The 23,091-nt window shown below is 62.8% G+C and carries 20 protein-coding genes, 1 CRISPR repeat array and 1 riboswitch; of the genes, 8 read left to right on the forward strand and 12 right to left on the reverse strand.

What is annotated here, in order from left to right; genetic code table 11:
• Positions 1–5: 5 nt before the first annotated feature.
• Positions 6–1,619 (reverse strand): 6-hydroxynicotinate reductase, encoded by a 1,614-nt coding sequence (locus Q0105_RS17180; protein ID WP_298213356.1) that lies wholly within the window; start codon positions 1,617–1,619, stop codon positions 6–8.
• A gap of 173 nt (positions 1,620–1,792) precedes the next feature.
• On the opposite strand from Q0105_RS17180, the gene fdxA reads away from it, so the two are divergent.
• From fdxA to Q0105_RS17200, 4 genes are all read left to right on the forward strand, one after another.
• Positions 1,793–2,122, forward strand: a complete 330-nt coding sequence (gene fdxA / locus Q0105_RS17185) for a ferredoxin FdxA (RefSeq protein ID WP_298213357.1) — start codon at positions 1,793–1,795, stop codon at positions 2,120–2,122.
• Between the two features lie 68 nt (positions 2,123–2,190).
• On the forward strand, positions 2,191–2,967 hold the full coding sequence (locus tag Q0105_RS17190) for a ferredoxin--NADP reductase (protein WP_298213358.1): 777 nt from the start codon (positions 2,191–2,193) through the stop codon (positions 2,965–2,967).
• A 46-nt stretch (positions 2,968–3,013) separates the two neighbouring features.
• Positions 3,014–3,730 (forward strand): TetR/AcrR family transcriptional regulator, encoded by a 717-nt coding sequence (locus tag Q0105_RS17195; RefSeq protein ID WP_298213359.1) that lies wholly within the window; start codon positions 3,014–3,016, stop codon positions 3,728–3,730.
• Positions 3,731–3,793: 63 nt separating this feature from the next.
• Positions 3,794–4,984 (forward strand): amidohydrolase family protein, encoded by a 1,191-nt coding sequence (locus Q0105_RS17200; protein ID WP_298213360.1) that lies wholly within the window; start codon positions 3,794–3,796, stop codon positions 4,982–4,984.
• Between the two features lie 24 nt (positions 4,985–5,008).
• Here Q0105_RS17200 and Q0105_RS17205 read toward each other — a convergent pair whose 3' ends face one another.
• The gene (locus tag Q0105_RS17205; RefSeq protein WP_298213361.1) at positions 5,009–5,827 is read right to left on the reverse strand and encodes a glycine zipper 2TM domain-containing protein; all 819 of its coding nucleotides are present in this window, start codon (positions 5,825–5,827) and stop codon (positions 5,009–5,011) included.
• A 235-nt stretch (positions 5,828–6,062) separates the two neighbouring features.
• The gene (locus Q0105_RS17210; protein ID WP_298213362.1) at positions 6,063–7,013 is read right to left on the reverse strand and encodes a YihY/virulence factor BrkB family protein; all 951 of its coding nucleotides are present in this window, start codon (positions 7,011–7,013) and stop codon (positions 6,063–6,065) included.
• Positions 7,014–7,287: 274 nt separating this feature from the next.
• Between Q0105_RS17210 and Q0105_RS17215 the strand changes: the two genes are divergently transcribed.
• Both Q0105_RS17215 and Q0105_RS17220 read left to right on the forward strand, forming a co-directional pair.
• Positions 7,288–8,445 carry a serine hydrolase domain-containing protein gene (locus tag Q0105_RS17215; RefSeq protein WP_298213363.1) on the forward strand — a complete coding sequence of 386 codons (1,158 nt, stop codon included), beginning with the start codon at positions 7,288–7,290 and terminating at the stop codon, positions 8,443–8,445.
• A gap of 266 nt (positions 8,446–8,711) precedes the next feature.
• On the forward strand, positions 8,712–9,263 hold the full coding sequence (locus tag Q0105_RS17220) for a shikimate kinase (protein WP_298213364.1): 552 nt from the start codon (positions 8,712–8,714) through the stop codon (positions 9,261–9,263).
• 27 nt (positions 9,264–9,290) lie between these two features.
• On the opposite strand, the gene Q0105_RS17225 is transcribed toward Q0105_RS17220, so the two are convergent.
• The 3 genes from Q0105_RS17225 to Q0105_RS17235 are packed head-to-tail and all read right to left on the reverse strand — an operon-like array spanning position 9,291 to position 10,630.
• Positions 9,291–9,419, reverse strand: coding sequence for a hypothetical protein (locus Q0105_RS17225; RefSeq protein WP_298213365.1), 129 nt, complete (start codon positions 9,417–9,419; stop codon positions 9,291–9,293).
• Positions 9,420–9,441: 22 nt separating this feature from the next.
• Positions 9,442–10,383 carry a nitrilase-related carbon-nitrogen hydrolase gene (locus Q0105_RS17230; protein WP_298213366.1) on the reverse strand — a complete coding sequence of 314 codons (942 nt, stop codon included), beginning with the start codon at positions 10,381–10,383 and terminating at the stop codon, positions 9,442–9,444.
• Positions 10,384–10,396: 13 nt separating this feature from the next.
• The gene (locus Q0105_RS17235; protein WP_298213367.1) at positions 10,397–10,630 is read right to left on the reverse strand and encodes a hypothetical protein; all 234 of its coding nucleotides are present in this window, start codon (positions 10,628–10,630) and stop codon (positions 10,397–10,399) included.
• A gap of 402 nt (positions 10,631–11,032) precedes the next feature.
• Between Q0105_RS17235 and Q0105_RS17240 the strand changes: the two genes are divergently transcribed.
• Positions 11,033–11,776, forward strand: coding sequence for a helix-turn-helix domain-containing protein (locus Q0105_RS17240; RefSeq protein WP_298213368.1), 744 nt, complete (start codon positions 11,033–11,035; stop codon positions 11,774–11,776).
• An 82-nt stretch (positions 11,777–11,858) separates the two neighbouring features.
• A CRISPR array of direct repeats spans positions 11,859–13,280; the repeat unit is 36 nt; unit sequence GTTCCGGCCAGTGCGCATATCCCAGTGATCTAGACT.
• A gap of 71 nt (positions 13,281–13,351) precedes the next feature.
• Here Q0105_RS17240 and cas2 read toward each other — a convergent pair.
• The 6 genes from cas2 to Q0105_RS17270 all read right to left on the reverse strand — a co-directional run bounded on the left by cas2 (position 13,352) and on the right by Q0105_RS17270 (position 22,371).
• Positions 13,352–13,678 (reverse strand): CRISPR-associated endonuclease Cas2, encoded by a 327-nt coding sequence (gene cas2 / locus Q0105_RS17245; protein ID WP_366145936.1) that lies wholly within the window; start codon positions 13,676–13,678, stop codon positions 13,352–13,354.
• Between the two features lie 24 nt (positions 13,679–13,702).
• Positions 13,703–14,632, reverse strand: a complete 930-nt coding sequence (gene cas1 / locus Q0105_RS17250) for a type II CRISPR-associated endonuclease Cas1 (protein ID WP_298213370.1) — start codon at positions 14,630–14,632, stop codon at positions 13,703–13,705.
• Between the two features lie 6 nt (positions 14,633–14,638).
• Positions 14,639–17,791 (reverse strand): type II CRISPR RNA-guided endonuclease Cas9, encoded by a 3,153-nt coding sequence (gene cas9 / locus Q0105_RS17255; protein WP_366145937.1) that lies wholly within the window; start codon positions 17,789–17,791, stop codon positions 14,639–14,641.
• A gap of 357 nt (positions 17,792–18,148) precedes the next feature.
• On the reverse strand, positions 18,149–20,887 hold the full coding sequence (gene metH / locus Q0105_RS17260; RefSeq protein WP_298213372.1) for a methionine synthase: 2,739 nt from the start codon (positions 20,885–20,887) through the stop codon (positions 18,149–18,151).
• A gap of 31 nt (positions 20,888–20,918) precedes the next feature.
• Positions 20,919–21,009, reverse strand: a riboswitch (S-adenosyl-L-homocysteine riboswitch).
• Positions 21,010–21,044: 35 nt separating this feature from the next.
• Positions 21,045–21,755 carry a hypothetical protein gene (locus Q0105_RS17265; RefSeq protein ID WP_298213373.1) on the reverse strand — a complete coding sequence of 237 codons (711 nt, stop codon included), beginning with the start codon at positions 21,753–21,755 and terminating at the stop codon, positions 21,045–21,047.
• 145 nt (positions 21,756–21,900) lie between these two features.
• Positions 21,901–22,371 carry a PACE efflux transporter gene (locus tag Q0105_RS17270; RefSeq protein WP_298213374.1) on the reverse strand — a complete coding sequence of 157 codons (471 nt, stop codon included), beginning with the start codon at positions 22,369–22,371 and terminating at the stop codon, positions 21,901–21,903.
• Between the two features lie 73 nt (positions 22,372–22,444).
• On the opposite strand from Q0105_RS17270, the gene Q0105_RS17275 reads away from it, so the two are divergent.
• On the forward strand, positions 22,445–23,091 hold a 647-nt coding region (locus tag Q0105_RS17275; RefSeq protein ID WP_298213375.1), incomplete at its 3' end, for a LysR family transcriptional regulator.

The following is a 23,091-nucleotide window of genomic DNA, read 5'->3' on the forward strand; positions in this document are numbered from 1 at the left end:
CCCGGTCAGCCCAGCAGGGGCGGGCGGCCCAAGGGCCAGGGGTTGGCCGCGGGCAAGGCCTGCCACACGCGCGCCTGGGGTGCCCCGTCGTTGTGCCAGGCGCCGCGCTCCAGCACCTCACGCAGGCTGCGGATCTGATCGCCATGGCCGCCCAGTGCTTCATAGTCTGCGCGGCGCATGCTGAACTCGATGGGCGCCACGATGGCTGGCGTTGGCACGGTGCCAAAGCTGTTGTCGGGCATGCGCAGCACATCGGCCATCACCGTGATGCCGCCGCCGGGCCACACATAGGCCGGGGCGCCACCACAGGTCACGTTGACCAGCGCATGTTTGATGGAGCGTGTGAGCAGCACCGGGTTCTCCGTGACACCCGCCCGCAAGCTGCCGCCCGCACCGCCCAGGAACAGCACCGACGCCAGCGAGGGCTCGCAGTTCTCGCCAATGCGGTCCACGATGCGGCGCACCTCGGCGGGCATCTCTACTTCCACGGGATTCAGTTGCTCGTCCAGCACGTACCAGGATGCATGCTCGCCCGTGGTCGATGTCATGAGCAGGCGCAGCCCTGGCCGGGCCACCTCGGGGTCCCAGCCTTCAATGATGGCTAGCGGATCGGCAATGTCGGTGCCGCCCCAGCCCGTGCCCGGATTGGCCACCTGAAAGTAGCGGCCGGGCGTGGACTTGCGCCCGCGCATCTGGATGCCTGAAGACTTCATGTCCAGGCAACGCCCGGCCTGGTGCTCGGTGAGCACGCCGGTGATGTGGTCGTCCACCACCACCACCTCGTCCGCATGGCCGTAGAACTGGCGCGCGAAGATGCCGATGGCCGCAGAGCCGCAGCCCACGCGCATGCGCTGCTCGGCCACGCCGTTGACGATGGGCGCACGGCCCGCCTGGATCACAAGCTGCGAGCCGCCATCGATGGTGAACTCCACAGCCTGCTTGTTGCCCAGCATCTGCATCATTTCGGCGGTGATGCGGCCTTCCTTTTTGGTGCCACCCGTGAGATGGTGCACGCCGCCGAGCGACAACATCTGCGAGCCGTATTCCGCCGTGGTCACGTGGCCCACCACCTCGCCCTTGCAGCGCACATTGGCCTGCTCAGAGCCGAGAAAGCGGTCGGTGTCGATCTTCACCTTGAAGCTGCAGTAGCTGAAGATGCCCTCGGTGACCACCGTGACCATGTCCACGCCATCGGTTTGGGAACCCACGATGAAGGGCGCAGGCTTGTAGTCAGGATAGGTGGTGGATGAGCCCACACCCGTTACGAACACTTCTTGCGTGAGCAGCAGATCACCGTCCCATGCTGGCGCAGCCGCAGCTTCTGCATCGACGTCCGATGGAGCGCGACCCGCAAACGGCACCAGCGTGGCCTCGCCCGCCTCCAGCGTTTTGCGCAGCAGCACCACTGGGTCCAGCCGCACCAACACACCGGCGTGGTTGGCATAGCGGTCGCAGGCCCCCGCGCGGCCTTCCGAGATCTGGCACAGCACCGGGCACGCGTTGCACTCCACCTTGGCAGCGTTCATGCGCTCGTTGCGCGGCCTGGCGCGCTCCAGCACCTGCGGCAGCTCGGGCGCATCGATGCCCGGAAGCCCGTCGGTCTTGGTGTGTTCAGTCATCGTGGCACCCATTCATTGCATCTTTTCAAATGCTTGTACGTGCATTGCATTTTGTGTAGCATTCACTTAACTTAAATGTTGTGAACACTACATTTATCGCGAATGTAGCGCAATCGCTCATGGTCCGCAATGGTGTTTTTGCGCCCCCGCCGTTGGGGTATGAGGAGCCCTAAATGACGCACGTTGTCACCGACGCATGCATTCGGTGCAAGTACACCGACTGTGTCGATGTCTGCCCCGTGGACTGCTTCAAAGAAGGCCCCGAATACCTGGTGATAGACCCGGACGAATGCATCGACTGCGCGGTCTGCATCCCCGAGTGCCCGGTCAACGCCATCTATGCAGAGGACGACCTGCCAGAAGGCATGGAAAACTTTCTCGATTTGAATAAAAAGCTGGCTCCGCGACTGCCCACAATCACCAAAAGAAAGCCGCCCTTGCCAGATGCGGAACAATGGAGGGTTGTGAGCCACAAGCTTTCTGGGCTGGATATCGCGTTCTGACGCACCGGCCTCAGCCTTTCAGCCAGCTTTTTTACCGAATTTCTCAACTTTTAGCCGACGAAATCACCATGAGCGCCTTTCTTGAAGAACGCGTCCTCTCCGTCCACCACTGGACGGACCGCCTTTTCTCCTTCACCACCACGCGCGACACCGCCTTGCGCTTCTCCAACGGCCACTTCACCATGATTGGCCTGCGCGGCGAAACCGGAAAGCCCCTGCTGCGGGCCTACAGCATCGCCAGCGCCAATTACGAAGAACACCTGGAGTTCCTGTCGATCAAGGTGCCCGACGGCCCGCTGACCTCGCGCCTGCAGCACATCAAGGTCGGTGACACCATCGTGGTCGGTAAAAAGCCCACCGGCACGCTGCTGATCGACTACCTGCTGCCCGCCAAGCGCCTGTATATGCTGTCCACCGGCACGGGCGTGGCCCCCTTCCTGAGCGTGATGCGCGACCCCGAGACCTACGAGCGCTTCGAAGAAGTCGTGCTGGTGCACGGCGTGCGCGAGGTGAAGGAGCTGGCCTACCACGACTACATCACGAAGGAGCTGCCAGAGCACGAGTTTCTGGGCGAGATCGTGAGCAAGCAGCTCAAGTACTACCCCACCGTGACGCGCGAGGCCTTCAAGAACCAGGGCCGCGTGACCACCGTGATCGAGAACGGCCAACTCGCCCGCGATCTGGGCCTGCCCGCGCTGAACCCGGCGGAAGACCGCGTGATGATCTGCGGCAGCCCCGAGATGCTGCGCGACCTCAAGCACATGATGGAAGAGCGCGGCTTCAAGGAAGGCAACACCACGAAGCCGGGTGACTTCGTGATCGAACGCGCGTTCGCAGAGCAGTGACTCCCGGCTGGCCTTCACGGGCCAGCCCCACCCACCAGGACCCGCCATGTCTGCCACCCCCACCAAGAGCCGGGCTGCATCCACCCGCTCCCCGTCAGCCCGCAAGACAGGTGTGCGCGAGCAGGCGGCACAGACAACGCGCGACAACATCCTGAAAGCGGCGACCAAGGTGTTCGCGCGCTACGGCTACGAAGGCGGCAGCGTGGAGAAAATCTCCAAGGCGGCCAAGTCCTTCGACCGGATGATCTACTACTACTTCGGCAGCAAGGAAGGCCTGTTCATCGAGGTGCTGGAGGAAACCTACCGGCGCATGAACGATGCGGAATCCAAGCTCGACCTCGATACCGAAAAACCCGTCGAGGCCCTGCAGGCGGTGATCCGCTTCGTGGTGGGCTACTACCGCAAGAACCCCGATTTCATCACGCTGCTCAACACAGAGAACCTGCACAAGGGCAAACACATTTCCAAATCGATGCGGGCCCGCGAATACTCTTCGCCCGCCATCGAGGTCATCCGCCGCGTGCTCGAAAGCGGCCAGGCTCAGGGCCTGTTTCGCAAGGATGTATCTGCACGCGACCTGTACCTGCTGATCGCCGCCACGGGCTACTTCTATATGTCCAACCGGCACACGCTGTCGGCCTTTCTGGGTGAAGACCTCGAAGCACCAGAGGCCCTCGCGCACTGGGAGACCTTCGTCATCGACAGCGTGCTGCGCACCGTGGCACCTGGCCCCAGCCTGCCCAAGAGCAAGGCGATGGCCTAAAAAGATTTTTCCTGCGGGGTGCCGCATGGCGCCCCGCCAACCACCCCACGAGGAGAATCATCCATGGCAGAAGCAGCAACTGGCGGCAAGTCGGGCAAGGTCGTCATCCAAAACATTGGTCTTTTGTTGTCGGGCGACCTGGACCGCCCCATCCTGGACGCCGACACCATCGTCGTGCACGACGGCCTCATTGTGGCCGTGGGCCGCTACAAAGACTGCGACACCGAACACGCGCAGACCGTGATCGACGCACGCCAGACCTGCGTGGCGCCGGGTCTGATCGACAGCCATGTGCACCCCGTGTTCGGCGACTGGACGCCGCGCCAGAACCAGATCGGCTGGATCGACTCCACCATGAACGGCGGCGTGACCACCATGGTCTCGGCCGGTGAGGTGCACCTGCCCGGCCGACCCAAGGACATCGTGGGCCTGAAGGCCCTGGCCATCACGGCGCAGCGCTCGTTCGACAACTTCCGCCCCGGTGGTGTGAAGGTGATCGCGGGCGCGCCCATCATCGAAAAAGGCATGACCGAGCAGGACTTCAAAGACCTGGCCGATGCGGGGGTGACGCTGCTGGGCGAGGTGGGCCTGGGCTCGGTCAAGGCGGGCTACGAGGCCCAGCAGATGGTGGCGTGGGCGCGCAAGCATGGCATCCAGAGCACCATCCACACCGGCGGCCCGTCTATCCCCGGCTCGGGCCTGATCGACAAGGACGTGGTGCTGGAGGCCGATGCCGACGTGATCGGCCACATCAACGGCGGCCACACCTCGCTGCCCTGGAAACATGTGTGCGAGCTGTGCGAAAAATCCTCCCGCGCCATCGAACTGGTGCACAACGGCAATGAGAAGATCGCCATCCAGGCCGCGCGTGCGGCCATTGAGCTCAAGTGCCCGCACCGCGTGATCCTGGGCACCGACGGGCCTGCAGGCTCGGGCGTGCAGCCGCTGGGCATGCTGCGCATGATTGCACTGATTTCAAGCTTTGCCGACATTCCCGCCGAACTGGTGTTCTGCTTTGCCACCGGCAACACGGCGCGCATCCGCAACCTGAACTGCGGCCTGATCGAAGTGGGCCGCGCGGCCGATTTCGTGTTCATGGACCGCGCCCAGCACACGGCGGGCGCCACGCTGCTGGAGAGCGTTCAACTGGGCGACATTCCGGGCATCGGCATGGTGATGATCGACGGCCTGGTGCGCTGCGGCCGCAGCCGCAACACGCCGCCTGCCACCGAGATTCCGGTGGTGGTGCAGTAGCCCCGCCCACCGCCCAAGGCGGGATCAATAGGTGTCTGCCACCCGCACCGTGCCAGGCTGCGCCTGACGGTAGCCGTCGTCGGCACCCCGCGCCGCGCCGCCCTGGTCCACACGGAAGCCCTTGCCCTGCAGCACCACGGGCGTGCCCACCGCCGTGGGCTCGGCGCGCTGGAAGTGGCGCACCGAGCCATCCTCCATACGCACCGCCACCTGGTACACGGTGGTGGTGCGCGTGCGCTCTTCCACCTTGTGCCCCACATAGCCGCCGCCCACGGCACCCAGCACCGTGGCAGCCGTGCGGCCACTGCCCTTGCCGATCTGGTTGCCCACCACGGCCCCCAGCACGCCACCGGCCACAGCCCCTACCCCCGTGGCGGGCGCTGCCTGCTGCACGGCCTGCACGGACTCGATGCGCCCGCAGCTGCGGCACACCGGTGCAGCCGTGCGCACGGGCTGCGCCGAACCCGCCCCCAAGGGCGCCCTCTGGCCTGGAGCCACGTCGGCGGTTCGCGGTGGGCTGGTGCGCGGCTGCGAGCCGCCATTTGCTCCACTATTGATAGCTGCTCGCGCTTGTTGATTAAGCGCTAGAGGCCTTTTTTCTTCAATTATTTCTGCCTCAGGGGTGCGCGGCACTGCAGCCAACGGCATGGGCGCCACAGCGTCAGCAGCAGCGGCGGCTACCGCTGGTGTAGCGCGTTGCTGCCACACCAGGGTGGCGCCCAGCGCCAGCACGCTCACGCCCAGCACGCCAATGGCGGCCCACATCCATTTCAAAGCCGGGCCGGGGTGGGGGGCTGCGGTGCCCGTGGCAGGCATGGCTGAGGGTTGTACGGTGAGATTCATGGTGACTTCCTTGTGTTGTTGATGTGGCCGTGGGGTCTCGGCTCAGCGATCTCCCATCAACGCCACTGTTCGCCCCACGGTACACAGGGAAGGTCAACACCATGCCGTGGCTTTGTAAGTGGCGGTAAGGGCCTGTTGCAATCTCTGCTGGAACAAAGGCCTTCTTGCGTCACCGGGCCTTCTCTCCAAGTGCCTGCACAGGCGCCCTCTCCCGCTTGCCAGAGGTTGCCAATATTTACAGTTGCTCGGCCGCAGGGCCGTGGGGCTCGCTGTGCAGAGCAGCCTCCAGCGCCTGCGCGCAGCTCGCAGAAAACAGCAGGATGGCCGATGAGAAGTAGATCCACATGAGCAGCACCACCAGCGAGCCCGCCGCGCCGTAGGCCGAGACCACCGCAGCGGTGGACAAGTACCACGCCAGCAACTGCTTGCCCACGGTGAACAGCGCTGCCCCAACCACGGCCCCCATCACCAGGTAGCGCAGCGATGGCTTGGGGCCCACGCCGATGCGCATCAGGCCCACGAACAGGGCGACGGCAAAGCCAAAAGCGACCGCTTCATTGGCCATGCCCAGCAGCGGCGCCACAGACAGCAGGGGCACCACCGCCAGCCGCTCGCCCGCCCAACCCGCCAGCAGTTGGATCAGCGTGGACATCGCCAGCGACACCATGAGCAAAAAACCCAGGGCCAGCACATAGGCCAGCCCTCGCAGGCGCAGCGATGCCATGCGCCACCAGGCAGCCTGCGGCTCGGGCGGTGCGCCGTCACGCCGCCACAGGCGCTCCAGCGCCGATTGCAGCTCCACAAACACCCCGGTGGCCCCCGAGACAAGCACCACAAACCCCACGATGGAGGCAATGCGCCCTTCGGCCGGTGCCCGTGCGCTGGCCATGGCTTGCCGCACCACATCGGCCACCTGCTGGCCCATCACGGACTGCACCTGGGCGATCAGGCTGGTTTCGAGGTAGCTGCGGTCCATCCACCAGCCCAGCACGCCCACCAGCAACAGCAACAATGGCGCCAGGCTGAGCATGCCGTAAAACGACATGGCAGCGCTCATGCGCAGGCCATCGGCGCCCAGCCACAGTTGCGTGGCGTGCCAGAAGGGCTGCGCCACGCGCCACAGGGGCGTCAAAACGGGCTGCAAGGGTGCGGCAATGCGCTGAAACAAGGTGGCAGTGGACGACATGCCCCAAGCCTAATGCCCGTGGGCCTTGCAGTCCATGCGGCTTGCGCGGCTTTGCGAGTAGGCGCAGGCCCACAAATGCGTGGCCGCAGAGCGACTACAGCTCCCCAAGGAAACGCACACCCAACCCCATCGCGGCAGGCCAAGCGCCATGGCGCGAATTGCAGGAGCAGGGTCTTACAGGATACTCAATGCGCTATATTTTTGATAGCTTACAGCGCTTGACTAGAGAGCGCCAACGGCCAAAATATCTCTGAAATTCATCGCCACAACGACCATGCACCCCCACGCCCTCACCCGCCTGCACTCCGTGCTGCAAACCCATGTGGACCAGGGCCTGCTGCCCGGTGCCGTGGCCCTGGTCCACCACCGGGGCCACACGGTGTTGCACGCCGCCGTGGGCCACCAGCGCCCGCCCTCTGCCGAATCTGCGGTGCCCGCCATGGCGCCCGACACGGTGTTCCGCATCTACTCCATGACCAAGCCCATCGCCTCGCTGGTGGCGATGATGCTCATGGAAGAAGGCCGCCTGCTGCTGTCGCACCCCGTGGCGCACTACCTGCCTGCGTTTGCAGGCCAGCGCGTATACGACGAAGCCACCGGCACCACCATGCCCGCCCGACGCGAAGCCACCGTGCACGACCTTCTGCGCCACACCGCAGGCCTGAGCTACGCCTGGGAGGCGGGCGCGGTCCCGGACGCCTACCGCGCCGCGCGCGTCGGCTCGCGCCGCCACAGCAACGCTGAGCTGGTCGCCACGCTGGGCCCGTTGCCGCTTGTGCGCCAGCCCGGTAGCTGCTGGGAATACAGCCGCGCCACCGACGTGCTGGGCGCGGTGTTGGAGGTGATCGAGGGCGACAGCCTGGGCGCCATCTTGCAGCGCCGCGTTTTTGACCCGCTGGGCATGCACGACACCGGCTTCTGTGTGCCCGCCGCACAGCAGCACCGCCTGGCCGAGCCCTTTGCACGCGACCCGCAAACCGGATTGGACGTGGCGCTGATCGACGTGACCGCCCCACCCGTGTTCGAGTCGGCAGGTGGCGGGCTGGTCTCCACCGCCAGCGACTACGCGCTGTTCCTGCAACTGATGCTGGGCCAGGGCACGGCATCAGGGCCCGACGGCCCCGTGCGCCTGCTGGGCCGCGCCACGGTGGACTTCATGACCGCCGACCACCTGGGCAGCCTGCCCGCGGCCGGCGACATCCTGCCCACCGGCTACGGCTACGGCTTTGGCCTGGGCGTGGCCGTGCGCACAGCCACCGGCCAGTCTCCCCATCCAGGTTCGGCAGGGCGCTACAGTTGGAGCGGCCTGGGTGGCACCTTCTTTTTTGTGGACCCTGCCGAAGACCTGTTTGCCATCCTGCTCACCCAGGCCCCCGGCCAGCTGCGGTATCTGTGCGAGCTGTACCCGGCGCTGGTGTATGCGGCGCTTTGATCAACGTTCAGGCCCGATCCACCCTAACCGATCGGGCTGAGCTGGTCGAAGCCCTGCGCAACGCTCGACGACCTCAGCCCGAACGGGTGGGTCGTTTTGAACGCGAATCGATCTGACAGGCCCGCCCCTCAGAACACAGCGCCCTGCTGCGGCTGCCGCCAGAGGCCCCACAGGCCCCGGCTTACACTCAACGTCCAAGCCAAGGCGCGCGACACAGCCCCACCCGCAGTACGCAAGCCCGTCCCCCAGACCTCTTTTTTGAACCTATGCAGATTCGCTGCGCACTCGTCGGCATGCCCGGCTCGGGCAAGTCCACCGTCGGCCGGCATCTGGCCAACCGGGCGGGCGTGCCCTTCATCGACCTGGACCACCGGCTGGAACAGACCCTGGGCACCACCATCCGCAGTTTTTTCGAGGCCGAAGGCGAAGCCCGCTTTCGTGATCTGGAAGCCCAGGTGCTGGCCGAAGTCACCCAGCAGCCCGGCGGCATGGTCCTCTCCACCGGCGGCGGCGCCGTGCTGCGCCCCGAGAACCGCGAAGTCCTGCGCCAATTCGGCAACGTGCTGTACCTGCGCGCCTCGCCCGAAGAAATCTTCAAGCGCGTCAAACACGACAAGACCCGCCCCCTGCTGCAAGGCGGCAACCCCATGGACAAGCTGCGCGACCTTTATGCCCAGCGCGACCACCTGTACCGCGAGACCGCCCACTACGTGATCGAGACCGGGCGGCCGTCAGTGCATACGCTGGTCAATATGGTGATGATGCAGTTGGAGATGGCGCAGAGTGCGGGTGGGGCGGCGCCCGCCGGGCCACGCTGAACAACAAACGTCCGCAGCAGGCCCGCTCTATGCGATGAAGAACGGCGCGTTGGTGATCAACGCCCTCTCGCCATCCCAGAACTCTTGGTGTTTGTGATGGGTCTCGATGGCCTCGGCCACGCAGCGGCCGTCGAAGCGAACTTGAAACTCTCGCATGCCGTCGTGAAAAAGCGCTCGCTCAATCGCGGGAGCCTCCAACATGGCTGACGGCAATCTGCGGCCGCTCATCCACGCGCAGGCTGAAAATGTCGGCGCGCGAATAATGACCAGCGACATCGAAATCGAATTTCCCGCGGACGATGTCCTCTATGTCCAGGTCTGCAGTCAGAATCGATTCGCCCGAGAAGTCGGGGCCGGCCAACACCTCTCCCAGTGGGCTGATGATCATGCTTCCGCCTCGCATCAGCACGTGCCCCGGTTCGTCGGAGATCTTGTTTCGCATCCCCTTCGGAAAATCCGCCCTCGTCAGGAACTGGCACGCCGACAAGACGAAACAACGACCTTCCAGCGCGACGTGCCGCATCGTCGCAGCCCAGCTGTCCCGGTCATCCGCGGTGGGCGCGCAGTAGAGGGCGACGCCCTTGCCATACATCGCCATCCGCATCAGCGGCATGTAGTTTTCCCAGCAGATGACCGCCCCCAGCTTTCCCCACGGCGTGTCCACAGTGGTGAGCGTGGAGCCGTCGCCAAACCCCCAGCACAAGCGCTCTGCCGCTGTCGGCATCAGCTTGCGGTGCTTTCCAAGCAATGTTCCTTCAGGACCGAAGAAAAGGGCGGTGCAGTAGAGGGTCCCGCCGTCACGCTCGATCACGCCAATCGTCAGGAACAAACCGGCCCTTTTTGCTGCATTGGCGAGTGCCTGCGTGTGAGGGCCGGGCACATCAATGGCGCACGCGGCGTAGTCAGCGTACTCCTGCCGACTCTCGGTGGTTCGCTTGCCGATGAAAATGTCGAAGTCGGCGCCCTTTGGGTATCCCCCGATAAAGGCTTCTGGAAACACGGCCACCTGGGCCCCGCGTTTTCCACACTCTTCAATCAGCGAGACGGCCTTTGCGACCGTGGCCGGTGTGTCATCGCCCACAGAGCTCGCTTGAACCACGCATGCTTTCAGTGTTTTCATAGGTTTCTCCTGTTTAGATACCGAGGTACGTTCTGCGCACCTCGTCATTACCGACCAGTTCATCAACCGTTCCGCTCAGTGCTGCGTGCCCGCTCTCGAGCACAGCCACGATCAACGTCAAATTCGTCGTGGCAAGCAAGTTGCGCAGGGTTGCCATGACGCTGTCCATTTCCAGCAGCACAAACACCGCTACAACTTCATCCAGCAGCAGAAGGCCGCGTAGCGAGCACACGCGCGACTTCGCCAAGCGCCTTCTGAGGGAAGCCAGGCCATCCGCTTACGCGTTGGCGGCATTGCCCGAGACCGATTTCATTCCATTGCGGGGCGCTCGCACCGAACCGTGCGCTGGCACCGCTTAGCAGCAGAACGACGCCGATTTTTTGCGGCGCCGTGTGGGCTGAAAGACTCGCGGTTGGCAACAGGCCGCGGTGATCGAAAGCAGGCGTTTCATGGCTTCATCCTCAATGTTGGTGTCGACCTGAATCGCATGATTCGGCGTGATCGCAAGTATCAAAGCCGTCTTACTTGGATGTCAATAAATTTCGACACATCGATATTGAATTGCAAGGAAAACACCTAATTTTCTTGATAGATTTACATCTATTTTCATGGAAAATGTTGTCGAGATTTTTCGACAAATTGGAAAATGATGATTGAAAAACTTGCAGCGATGGGACTCGATCCAAAAGAGCAACGCTTCTACTTGGCGGCCTTGGAGTTGGGGGCCGCGCCGGTCACGGCAGTGGCAAACAGAGCGGGCGTAACGCGGACAAACGGCTATGACCTGCTTGCACGTCTTGAGAAACGTGGGTTGCTTGCGCAAGTACACGGTGAGGAAGGTATTCGGCAGGTCGTACCCGCAGACCCTGGCGTTTTGATCCGCGACTGGGAACAAACGCGGCTGATGCTCAACGATCTGGTTCCCGAGCTAAGGTCTCTGTTCAACAGCAGCCCGCGTAAGCCACGGTTGCGTATTCACGAGGGCGTAGATGGAATTCAGCGAGCCATATGGGCGACCCTCGAATGCAAGTCGGGCGTTCTGCTGGGGATTCTTTCAATGCACGAGCTGATGGAAGTGCCCGGCGATGCCTGGATGGCGACCTACATCGCTGAACGCGTTCGTCGCGGAATCAAGCTGGAAGTCGTTCGATCTCATTCGCGAGAGACCATGAAGGTCTGGCCAGCCAGCAAAGGAGAGCTGCGGGAGCTCCGCTACGCGCCTCCTGGTGTGGACTTGGGAATGACGGCGTATATCAGCGACGATACGGTGACCTATGTTTCATCCAAGAACGAGAACTATGCACTGACCATTGAGAGCCGGGAACTGGCCTCGTTGCAGCGCAGCCTTTTCAAGTCGCTTTGGGCGATTTCCCAGCTTGACCAGACGAGCTAAGAACCTGTTCATTGTTTCCCCGAGGATGCAAGATGAATTGCCCCGGGGCGATTCAGGGCTGTCACGGAAATTTCTACTTTGAGTTCCGGCCAGTGCGCATATCCCAGTGATCTAGACTGGGACCATCGTGGCGCTGCAAGGTGGCGCTGTTCCGGCCAGTGCGCATATCCCAGTGATCTAGACTCAGGGCAGCCAGGAATGGCATGCCTATCGCGTTCCGGCCAGTGCGCATATCCCAGTGATCTAGACTCAGTTGCTGGCCGCGCCCGCAGCACCCACCGTTCCGGCCAGTGCGCATATCCCAGTGATCTAGACTGCATTTGACGTGGGCACCAACTACGTGCCCGTTCCGGCCAGTGCGCATATCCCAGTGATCTAGACTCGGCAGGGCAATGTGGTCATCGGAAGAGGAGTTCCGGCCAGTGCGCATATCCCAGTGATCTAGACTTAGGCCTTTGGCGATGTGTGGAGATTTTGAGTTCCGGCCAGTGCGCATATCCCAGTGATCTAGACTCGCGCGCGTGGCGGGCTTCCCGTTTGAGCAGTTCCGGCCAGTGCGCATATCCCAGTGATCTAGACTGAGGCGCCGGGGTAATCACTGCGATCACCAGTTCCGGCCAGTGCGCATATCCCAGTGATCTAGACTAGCGGGCGCGAGAAGCATGTGTTCTCGGTGGTTCCGGCCAGTGCGCATATCCCAGTGATCTAGACTGCCGCCACCATCACCCAGCGCGGTGCGCAGGTTCCGGCCAGTGCGCATATCCCAGTGATCTAGACTCATGGGCTACCGCAACGCGGCGGGCCTGCAGTTCCGGCCAGTGCGCATATCCCAGTGATCTAGACTCGAGGCGGTGGACTGCCCGGCGCTTTCTAAGTTCCGGCCAGTGCGCATATCCCAGTGATCTAGACTTTCCCGGCGAAGCTAGAGCGCGACAGGCAGGTTCCGGCCAGTGCGCATATCCCAGTGATCTAGACTGAGTTTTCGAGGTGCAGCACGGTGATCAGGGTTCCGGCCAGTGCGCATATCCCAGTGATCTAGACTGACTGAACCGACCAGCGAAAACCAACGAGAGTTCCGGCCAGTGCGCATATCCCAGTGATCTAGACTCTGAGAGTTTTACGTTTGCCAGACCGACGTGTTCCGGCCAGTGCGCATATCCCAGTGATCTAGACTGGTTCAGGCGGTGTTGGCGTTCCTCGCGTTGTTCCGGCCAGTGCGCATATCCCAGTGATCTAGACTAGCGGTTCGTTTGAGGTGGCGGTGCCAGCTGTTCCGGCCAGTGCGCATATCCCAGTGATCTAGACTGCGGTGCTCGGCCACCTGACAGCGGTGCGAGTTCCGGCCAGTGCGCATATCCCAGTGATCTAGACTTTGTTGCTCATCTGCGTGTAGGCGCCCAAAGTTCCGGCCAGTGCGCATATCCCAGTGATCTAGACTCTGTGCGGCCATGGCTGTACGCGTGTTCTGGTTCCGGCCAGTGCGCATATCCCAGTGATCTAGACTCTGATCGCGATAACTCCTTGATTCGTTAGAGAGTTTTTCGCTTTCAGAGGCCTAGAAATCAGCGCCCTGGTTCAGAAAAGGTCGAATTGGTCCGGCGCTTTTTGCGCGGGTTGTTTCGTGCGCCCGCGATAGGTGATCGCGCGCTCGTATTGTTTGTCGGTGAACTGGAAGATATGCACTTTACCACCCGGAGGCAAGGCGCGTTCGACCGCGCGGCACAGCGTGTCCACTTGTGTCTGACTGGTGCAAAACCGCATGTACACGCTGAACTGGCTCATTTCGCAGCCCAGGTCGAGTAGCGTGTTACGAAACTGCGTGGCGGCCTTGCGTTCAGCCTTCTCCACCACCGGTAAATCGAACATGACCACCATCCACATAAGTCGGTACCCAGACAACATGGTGCGTGCGGCTGGCGGCGCGGGTCAATCAGGCTCGAAACTGCCCGCCAGCGAAAGAGGCAAACCAGGCAAGGGCAAATCAAGCTTCGCACGTTCACCCAGATAGACCTGCGCCAGCGACGTGGCAAGGCGCTGCATGCACACCATCACGGGTGTCACGCCCGCTGCCGTCTGCATGTCGTCGTACAGCACACGCACCAAGGCACGTTTGGTGTCGGGGGTGACGTGTGGCTCGCCAGCTTTGTTCAATTGCCACGCCTTGAGATCCACCACCGGACGAAAGGGCTCCATCAGGTCGTCCACCAGTCGCATGGCGTTGGCGTCATTGCTGTGATGCAGGCCGATGCTGGGGTGCAAGCCAGCTGCCACCACAGCGCGGGCCGTGGCGGACCGCAGGATGGTGTAGCCGTAGTTCAGCAAGCCATTCAATCCATCGCCGTCCTGGTCGCGCCGAAAATCCGAGCCAAACAAAAGCCCCCAATAGCGGCGCGCGCCTTGCGCTTCTATGTTCTCGGGGTCACCGCTTTTAACTTTGGACACCAGGGCTTGCAGGGGCGCCGTTGGCGCGGCGGCGGCCTCCAAGGCTGCGGCCTGTTGCTCCAGTTTGGACTTGACCACTGCTGCCCACAGACGCTTTTGCATTGGCAATCCTGCCGCAATCTGCGCCTCTATGCGCTTGGCTTGAACATGGTGGCCGTCAAGCGAAAGCAGCATACCCACGGCGTTGTGGTTGGCGCCGCACAGCACAAAGGGCGCGCCACGCTCGGCCAAAGCCACCAGCAGATTGTTGGTATAGCTCAGGCCGTGGGCGTTGGCGATGACGGCGGCAATGTCGTCCAGCGGCACCTGGCCCAGTTCCTTGCGGTCGCCTTCGGTGTCCTTCACCACCATAAAGCCGCGATTCACAAAGAGGTGGCGCCGGTCGTCTGCGATTTCGACAATGCGGCCGATCATGGCGCTTCAGCCTTGGAAGCCAGGGTCACGCAACTCGCCGATGGGGGAGATGGTGACTTGGCGCCCTTGAGCGACTTGCAATGATCCTGCCTGCTTGTAGGTATATCGCCACGCTCCATCTGGATTGCGATTTCTGGCGTCGACGTTGGCTTCATGATGGTCAGCAAGGCTTAGCCGACCTGCCGAGTTAATTGATGCGATGCGCATCGTTCGCTCATTGCTATCGACTTCCAGTCGAACGAAATCATCAATGACCAGTCGCATCACCAACTGTCTGCCGTTCTGCCCCACCTTGATGTGTCGCATACCATTCAGCCCTTTCTGTCGAACGATCCGATACGCCTCAAACGTCGAGATCACCTCCCCCTCCCACCTGCCCTTGTCATTCACCGTGATCTCAATACAGTAATTGCTGCCGCCCACATAGCCCTTGTAGGGCAATGGCCGCCCTTCGGCATCCACGCCATGGCGGCTTGGCTGGGTGGGTTCTGCAATGCGGATCAGGTTGCTAATCTCGCGCCCAGTGCTGCCGTCAGCCTTGCGCCGCTGTTTGATGCTGCCGTCCTTGCGAATACCGTAAGAGGTTTCCTCCATCATCGCGCCTTCAAAGCCGTGGTCGGGCTTGTGGCTCACCCAGATGTGGCGCACAGCGCGTTCCACATGGTCGCGGTAGGTATCCCACGGCAGAGGCATTTCTTCAACCAGCCGCGTCAGACCACCCTCGCGCGCTTGCGCATTGGCGCTGGCAAAGCGCTGCATCAAGCCCTGGTCGGTCACGCCGATCACGCAAGCGTCCACGGCATGGTGACGATGGTCGTTGCGGTTTTTCTCGCCGTTCAAGCCCAACACATCGTTCAGGCCGAATTTGGCGCGCAGCATCGCCGTCATTTGGCCGGGGATGACGCGCGTGGCGCTTCCGGGGCATACCAGCCGCAGGTAGCTGGCGGCCACGCGCGACAGGTAGCGCGTGTCGTTGAGCGCGCGGGCCAAAAAGTCCTTGTCCTCGCCCAGCCAACGCTCGTAACCATCCGGCGCGAAGCGGTAGCGCTTGCGCAGCGGCATGCGCTCGGCGCGCTGAAGAATGCCGTCATAGCTCCAACCTTGCGATTCAAAGTCGGCGCGCGCATCCCACGGCGTGCGGTTGCGCTTGATGCGATTGGCCTCGCGCAGGGCCACGGTGCGGTTGTTGAGGCTGTCGTCCAGCGTTTTTGAAAACGGCAAGATGTGTTCAATCTCCACCCGCTCGCTCAGCAACATGGCGGCGCTGATCTGCACGCCGCTGTACGGGCAGCGGCGGTCGGCCACGTCAAAGCTCAGCTCTTCCCACAAAATCCACTTTTGGATGTCGCTGGTGCGCACGCGCTCGATACTGATGCCCAGGGTCTCGGCAATCCGTTCGCGGATGCGGGTGTTGCGCTTTTGGTTGTCTGCCTGCTTGCGCTGGGCATCCTGCTTCTGCTCACGGCTTTGTTTCAGGTCGCGCGCCAGCTCAACCACTATCTCGGTGGGGCGGCCATAGCGGCGAATGAGCGCATTCACCACCACGCGCACCTGATTCAACCCGATGTGCACCGTGGGGTTGGCGATCTTGCCGAAGCGCTTTTCCTCCGGGTCTTCGGGCTTTCCGGTGCCAAAGGCCACATGGCGTTGCAAGGCCTTGCCGTAGTAGGGTAACTGCTTGAAGGCGAACACCGGTTTGATCTCGCCCGTGGAGGCGATGGTGCGCTCCCCCACCGGGTCCACCTCGTCCTGCGAGAACTCAAAGTCAAACCCCAGATCGCTGTGATGCGAAAAGCCGGCGGCCAACACCGCCTTGTCGTAGGTCACCACGTCACGCGCCAGCTCGGGCACGATGCGTGCCAGGGCCTTGCGGCTCAGGCTTCCGTAGCCTTCGGGCAAGGCCGTGTTGGCAATGGCCTCGGCCCGCGCCTCATCCACGCTTGCGTGTTGCTGCAGCCAGGCAATCAGCGTCCCCTCACCCTCCTCGCTGACCAGTTGCCACACGATCTCGTCCTGCAGCGCAGTGTCAAAGCTCGCCCACGCCGTGCCGAACAGCTCCTTGTGCGACAGCAGGGCACTGGTGGCGTTGCCCTTGATTTCGCGGCGTTTTTCGTCCTCCAGGTTGAACTGCACCGTGCCCGACAGCTTGAGCACCTTGCGCATCTGCTCAAAACTCATTTTGTTGCGGCCTTCCAGTGCGGCCACCAGGGCATCGCGCTGCGCCAGGGTCAGCGGCAGTTCGCGCAAGGTTTCATCCAGCAAGCGCAGGTGGTTGACCTCCTGGTAGATGCGAAAGCGCTGCGTGCTGGGCAAGGCCAGCGGTGCGCGCTCTTCCTCGGGCAGCAGGGTGCAGCGGCCAGGCCGCACGGGGCGCAAGTTGCGCTGGTGCAGCAAGGTATCACGCAGATCAGTACGCGCCACCTCGTGAAACAAGCCCGGCTGCAGCGCAGCTTGCGCGGCCCACAGCGCGTCGAACTCCTGCGCAATCATGGCACGGTCCACGTACAAAGCGTAGCTCTTGTCGGTTTCGCGGTACCGTGCCCGCACGCCCTGGTTCTTCACGCCTTCTGGCTTTTGCTCCATGCGCACCTTCCAGAACCATTCCCCCACCGTGGCACAGCCGCTGTCCGCAATGTGCTCGCGCAGTTGGTGGATGGCCTTCTTGAGCGCGCCGCTGTCGTTGTCCTTGCGGTCGGTCTTGCGGTTGCTCTGAAAACCCCGGCGCTGGTTGATGTGGAACATCGCCCGCGCAAATTCCCCCGGCGCCAGCGCCTCATGCAGCCCCTTGGCGCGCAATTGGTACGGGTTGAGCCGCTCCAGAGCCTTGCGCTCGGCGGCATCGGCGGGGAAGAAGCCATGGCGCTGCAATTGCTCCAACATGCGGGCCTTGCGCTTGAGCAGGCGGTCGCGCCGACGGCGCATGGCGCGGGCGGCCCGGCGGGTCACAGCCAGTGATGAACCATCCTTGGGGTTGCGGCCATCGCTGAAGATGCGAACACCCGCTTTGATGATGGCGGTCGGCTCATCATGCGCGCTAAGTCGCAACAGCGACCAACCTAAAGATGTTGAACCCAAATCCAGGGCGAGTCGATAACGGAGAAGATGTTTGCGAAAAGAGATCAATTTAAATTCCCTACACGACACCAAATATCTGTACACTCACCCGAAAGAAAGGTGCAAAGATGAACAAAAGAAGAGTTCAAAGCGCATGGTCACGCTAGGCTCGTCCATGCGCTGAGAAGGTAGCCCTGTTGGTGCGGTCATACATTCCATCTCCTCATTTAGCAAGTCCAAATGTGAAGGTGTCGTGTAGTTCCGGCTAGAACGCATATCCCAGTGCTATGCATTCAGACGTCTTATACTAGTGACTCATATCACTGGGATATGCGCTCTGGACGCTAACAAGCTGAAAGATGCACCAAATGGAAAGCCCCGCATGCGGGGCTTTCGTCTTTCTGATCGAACAAACCTCTAGCGCTTATCCAGCAAGCGCCAATAGCTCATAAATTCATAGCATTACAAGTTCGGCGCCAGCAACCGCGCCAGCACCTTCTCGTCCATCCCCCGCCGCTCGGTCATGTCGTGCAACTGATCTTCGCCGATCTTGCCGACGTTGAAATACACGGCATCAGGGTGGCCGATGTAAAAGCCGCTCACGCTGGCGGCGGGCATCATGGCCAGGCTTTCCGTCAGGGTCATGCCGACCTCTTCGCACTGCAGCACGCGGAACAGCTCGCTTTTGGCGCTGTGGTCGGGGCAGGCGGGGTAGCCGGGTGCGGGGCGGATGCCGTGGTACTTCTCGGCGATCATGTCGTCGTTGCTCAGCGCTTCGCTGGCAGCGTAGCCCCACAGGTCAGTGCGCACGCGGTGGTGCAGGCTTTCGGCAAAGGCTTCGGCCAGGCGGTCGGCCAGGCTCTTGAACATGATGGCGGAGTAGTCGTCGAGCGCGTCGATGAAGGCCTTTTCCTTCTTCTCGATACCCAGGCCCGCCGTCACCGCGAACATGCCCGCGTAGTCGGCGATGCCGCTGGACTTAGGCGCCACAAAGTCGGCCAGGCAACGACTGGGGCGGGTCACGCCGTCGATGACGTGTTTTTCTGCCTGTTGGCGCAGGCCATACCAGGTCATGGCGACCTCGGTGCGGGTGTCGTCGGTGTAGAACTCGATGTCGTCATCGTTCACGCTGTTGGCGGGCAGCAGGGCCATCACACCGCTGGCGGTAAGCCAGCGGCCTTCGATGATCTTCTTGAGCATGGCCTGGCCGTCGGCAAAAACGCGCGTGGCTTCCACGCCCACGACCTCGTCGGTCAGGATGGCGGGGTACGGGCCAGCCAGATCCCAGGTCTGGAAGAACGGGCCCCAGTCGATGTATTTGGCCAGCTCGGCCAAGTCGAAGTTCTTGAACACGCGGCGGCCCAGGGCGCGCGGCACAGCGGGCTGATACGCCTGCCAGTCCACGGGCGTCTTGTTGGCGCGGCTCTTGGCCAGGGACCACAAGGGCGTGGCCTTTTTATTGGCGTGCTGGGTGCGCACTTTGTCGTAGTCGGCGTTGAGCTCCTGCACGTAGCTGTCCACGCCGTCGCCCAGCAGGCTTTGGGCCACGCTCACGCTGCGTGAGGCGTCTGGCACATAAACCACGGGGCCTTCGTAGTGCGGCGCGATCTTGACGGCGGTGTGCACACGCGAGCAGGTGGCGCCACCGATGAGCAGCGGGATCTTCTTGATGCGAAAGTGCTCGTCCTTTTGCATCTCGCCCGCCACGTACTGCATCTCTTCAAGGCTGGGCGTGATCAGGCCCGACAGGCCCACGATGTCCGCGCCTTCGACCTTGGCGCGCGCCAGGATCTCGTGGCAGGGCACCATCACGCCCATGTTCACCACCTCGAAGTTGTTGCATTGCAAGACCACGGTGACGATGTTCTTGCCGATGTCGTGCACGTCGCCCTTGACGGTGGCGATGATGATCTTGCCCTTGCTGCGCACGTCGCGCCCGGCGAGTTCGTCCTGGCGTTTTTCTTCCTCGATGTAGGGGATGAGGTGGGCCACGGCGCTTTTCATCACGCGCGCGCTTTTCACCACCTGGGGCAAAAACATCTTGCCCGCACCAAACAAATCGCCCACCACGTTCATGCCGTCCATGAGCGGGCCTTCGATGACGTGCAGCGGGCGGCCGCCCTTTGCCAATACCTGCTGGTAGGCCTCTTCAGTGTCTTCGGTGATGAAATCGGTGATGCCGTGCACCAGCGCGTGCGACAGGCGCTCGCCCACGGTCTTGGGCGCCTCGGGTGTGCCGCGCCATTCGAGCTTTTTGCTCTCGTCCTTGGCGCCGCTCTTGGCGGTTTCAGCGATCTCGACCAGGCGCTCACCGGCGTCGGGGCGGCGGTTGAGCACCACGTCTTCCACACGCTCGCGCAACACGGGTTCCAGGTCGTCGTACACGCCCACCATGCCCGCATTGACGATGCCCATGTCCATACCCGCCTTGATGGCGTGGTACAGAAACACGGTGTGGATGGCTTCGCGCACGGGGTCGTTGCCACGGAAGCTGAAGCTTACGTTCGACACGCCGCCCGACACCTTGGCGCCCGGCAGGTTCTGCTTGATCCAGTGCGTGGCCTCGATGAAATCGACGGCGTAGTTGTTGTGCTCTTCGATGCCGGTGGCCACGGCAAAGATGTTGGGGTCGAAGATGATGTCTTCGGGCGGGAAGCCCACCTCATCGACCAGCACGCGGTAGGCACGCTCGCAGATCTCGATCTTGCGGGCGTAGGTGTCGGCCTGCCCCACTTCGTCAAACGCCATCACGACGGCGGCTGCACCGTAGCGCTTGACCAGGCGCGCCTCGTGCTTGAACTTCTCCACGCCCTCTTTCATGCTGATGGAGTTGACGATGCCCTTGCCCTGGATGCAGCGCAGCCCGGCCTCGATTACGTCCCACTTGGAGCTGTCCACCATGATGGGCACACGCGCGATGTCGGGCTCGGAGGCGATGAGCTGCAGAAAACGCACCATGGCGGCCTTGCTGTCGAGCATGGCCTCGTCCATGTTGATGTCGATGACCTGGGCGCCGTTTTCGACCTGCTGGCGCGCCACGGCCAGGGCTTCTTCGTACTGGCCGTTGAGGACCATGCGCGCAAACGCCTTGGAGCCGGTGACGTTGGTGCGCTCGCCGATGTTGACGAACAACGTGCCCTCGCCGATGGAGACGGGCTCCAGGCCAGACAGCTTCATGGGGGGCGGCGAAATAGCAGACATAGGGCTCACCTGTGCAGGAACAGCAAAATCAAACAGGTGAGCGTCGTTGCGGTGGGGCTTCTTTTTGCGCCCAAGCCTGACGGCCCCATCGTGGTGAGGCCGCTGCAACGCTCCTTGGGCGAGCCGTAGATTTTACCGGCTCATACGGAAGAACGTATCAGCGCACCGGCAGGAACTGCAGGAAGGTGCCGCCCACAATGCCCTGCACATAGCTGATGGCGGCGCGGCGGTATTTTTCAGTGGTGAAGGTGGCCAGCAGATCAAGCCGCGCGATGATCTTGCCGAACTCGCGCTCAAAACTCAGGTTGCGGCCTTGCGGGCCGATCTCGTCGGCCAGCAGCAACGGCTGGCCCTGGGCATTGCGGCGCTGGGCCAGCAGCCACACGGCGGTTTCGACATTGCGCGCGGCGTTATAGAGGTGCTGGGCATCCACGCCGTCGAGCAAGAAGAACTCCGTCTTGCCGCCGTGGGCCGTGATGATCATGTCGGCCGTGGCATGGATGAAGGCCGCCACGCGGTCGCCCGCAAACTCTGGCGCGAGCGCCAGGCCCATTGCCGCGATGTCACGGCGCCCCTGCAGCGGCGCCCAGGGCTGGCGCTGGGTGATGGCGGCGCGCACCTGCTCGATGGCTTGCTCGCGGCTCGCGGCACCGCTTTTGCGCCATTCGGCCGGGTTGCGGCGGTAGAGCTTGTCCATCAGGCGGACCAGCCCCTCCAGGTTTTCCGCCATGGCCAGCGTGGCGATGCGGTTGGCATCGGACTGGGCCATCTCGGAGGCCGTGGTCGGTGCGCCCTTCACCTCGCCACGCGATACAGGGGCATTCCCTGCGCAGCCTGCCAGCGCGGCGCACAGCAGCACCGGAGACATCGCAGAGAACAAAAAGGAAGAAGAAAACGAAGGAGGAGGAGTAAAAAAAATGGGCCCACGCATCTTGGGCCCATTATCAGCAAGCAAAAGGCCCCGCAGCCAGGGCCTCTTTCTGTTCACATTGTTTGACTTTGACGGTTCCGCATCACGCCGCTGCGGCCTGGGCTGGCGCCATGGCCGATGCGGGCAGGCCGAACAGGTGGTCAAACACCCAGTTGAAGACAAATGTGTAGCACAGGAAAAAAACGATCAGCCCCAGATCCATCACGAATGCCTGCCACAGGCTGACCTCGAACCACCAGGCAAACAGCGGCACCAGCGAGAACACCAAACCGCCCTCAAAGCCGATGGCATGCGCCACGCGCCGTGCCGTGCTGCGCCCGCGCACCGCCTGGCGCGACTCCCAGCGCTCGAAGGCCCAGTTGAACACGATGTTCCAGACAACGGCGATCACCGAAGCCGCCGCTGCCACCACGCCCGAATGGCCCGCGCTCTGGCCCGTGAGCATGGCCAGGCCCGCAGTGGCAGCCCCGATGGCGATCAGCTCGTACAGCGTGACGTAGATCACACGGCGCTTGGCGCCCTGCAGGCCGAATAGAGTAGGTTTTTTGTCCATGGCCGGTACTTTATATTCGACGCACTGACACATAAAGTCAGCTTATTTCAGTTTTATTGATAGGTTGGTGCCCATGGCCTTCAACTCCGACAGCGTGCAGGTGTTTCTTACCGTGCTGGACCAGGGCTCGTTTTCTGCCGCCGCCCGTTCCCTTTCGCGCGTGCCGTCGGCGGTGAGCATGACCATCGCCCACCTGGAGGCAGAACTGGATGTGCAGCTGTTTGACCGCAGTGGCCGCGAGCCCCGCCCCACCGCCGCCGCCCGCGCGCTGGAGCCCCAGGCACGGCTGCTGGCGGGGCAGTTGCAGCAGCTCAACGCCCAGGCGCTGGCGCTGACGCAGGGGCTGGAGGAGCGGCTGACGCTGGCGATTGCGCCCGAGCTGCTGGCCGCGCACTGGACCCAGCCGCTGGCGGCGCTGGCGCAGGAGCACCCCTTGCTGCAGGTCGAGGTGCTGGCCGCGCCGCAAGTCGATGCGTTGGTGCTGCTGCACAGCGGCCGCGCACAACTGGCGCTGGTGTTCGAGCGGCCCAGCATCGACGGGCGCGAGGGTTTTCAGGAGGTGGGCACCGAAACCCTGGTGGCCGTGATCGCCCCCGAGCACCCGGTGATCACCGCGGCCCGCAGCGCTGCCGCAGCGCGCGGCGAGCCCCCAGCCAGTGCCCAACTGCGCGAGGAGCACCTGACCACCACGCGCCAGATCGTGGTGGCCAGCCGCGACCT

It is taken from the genome of Acidovorax sp. (assembly GCF_027492855.1).
Taxonomy (GTDB): domain Bacteria; phylum Pseudomonadota; class Gammaproteobacteria; order Burkholderiales; family Burkholderiaceae_C; genus Acidovorax.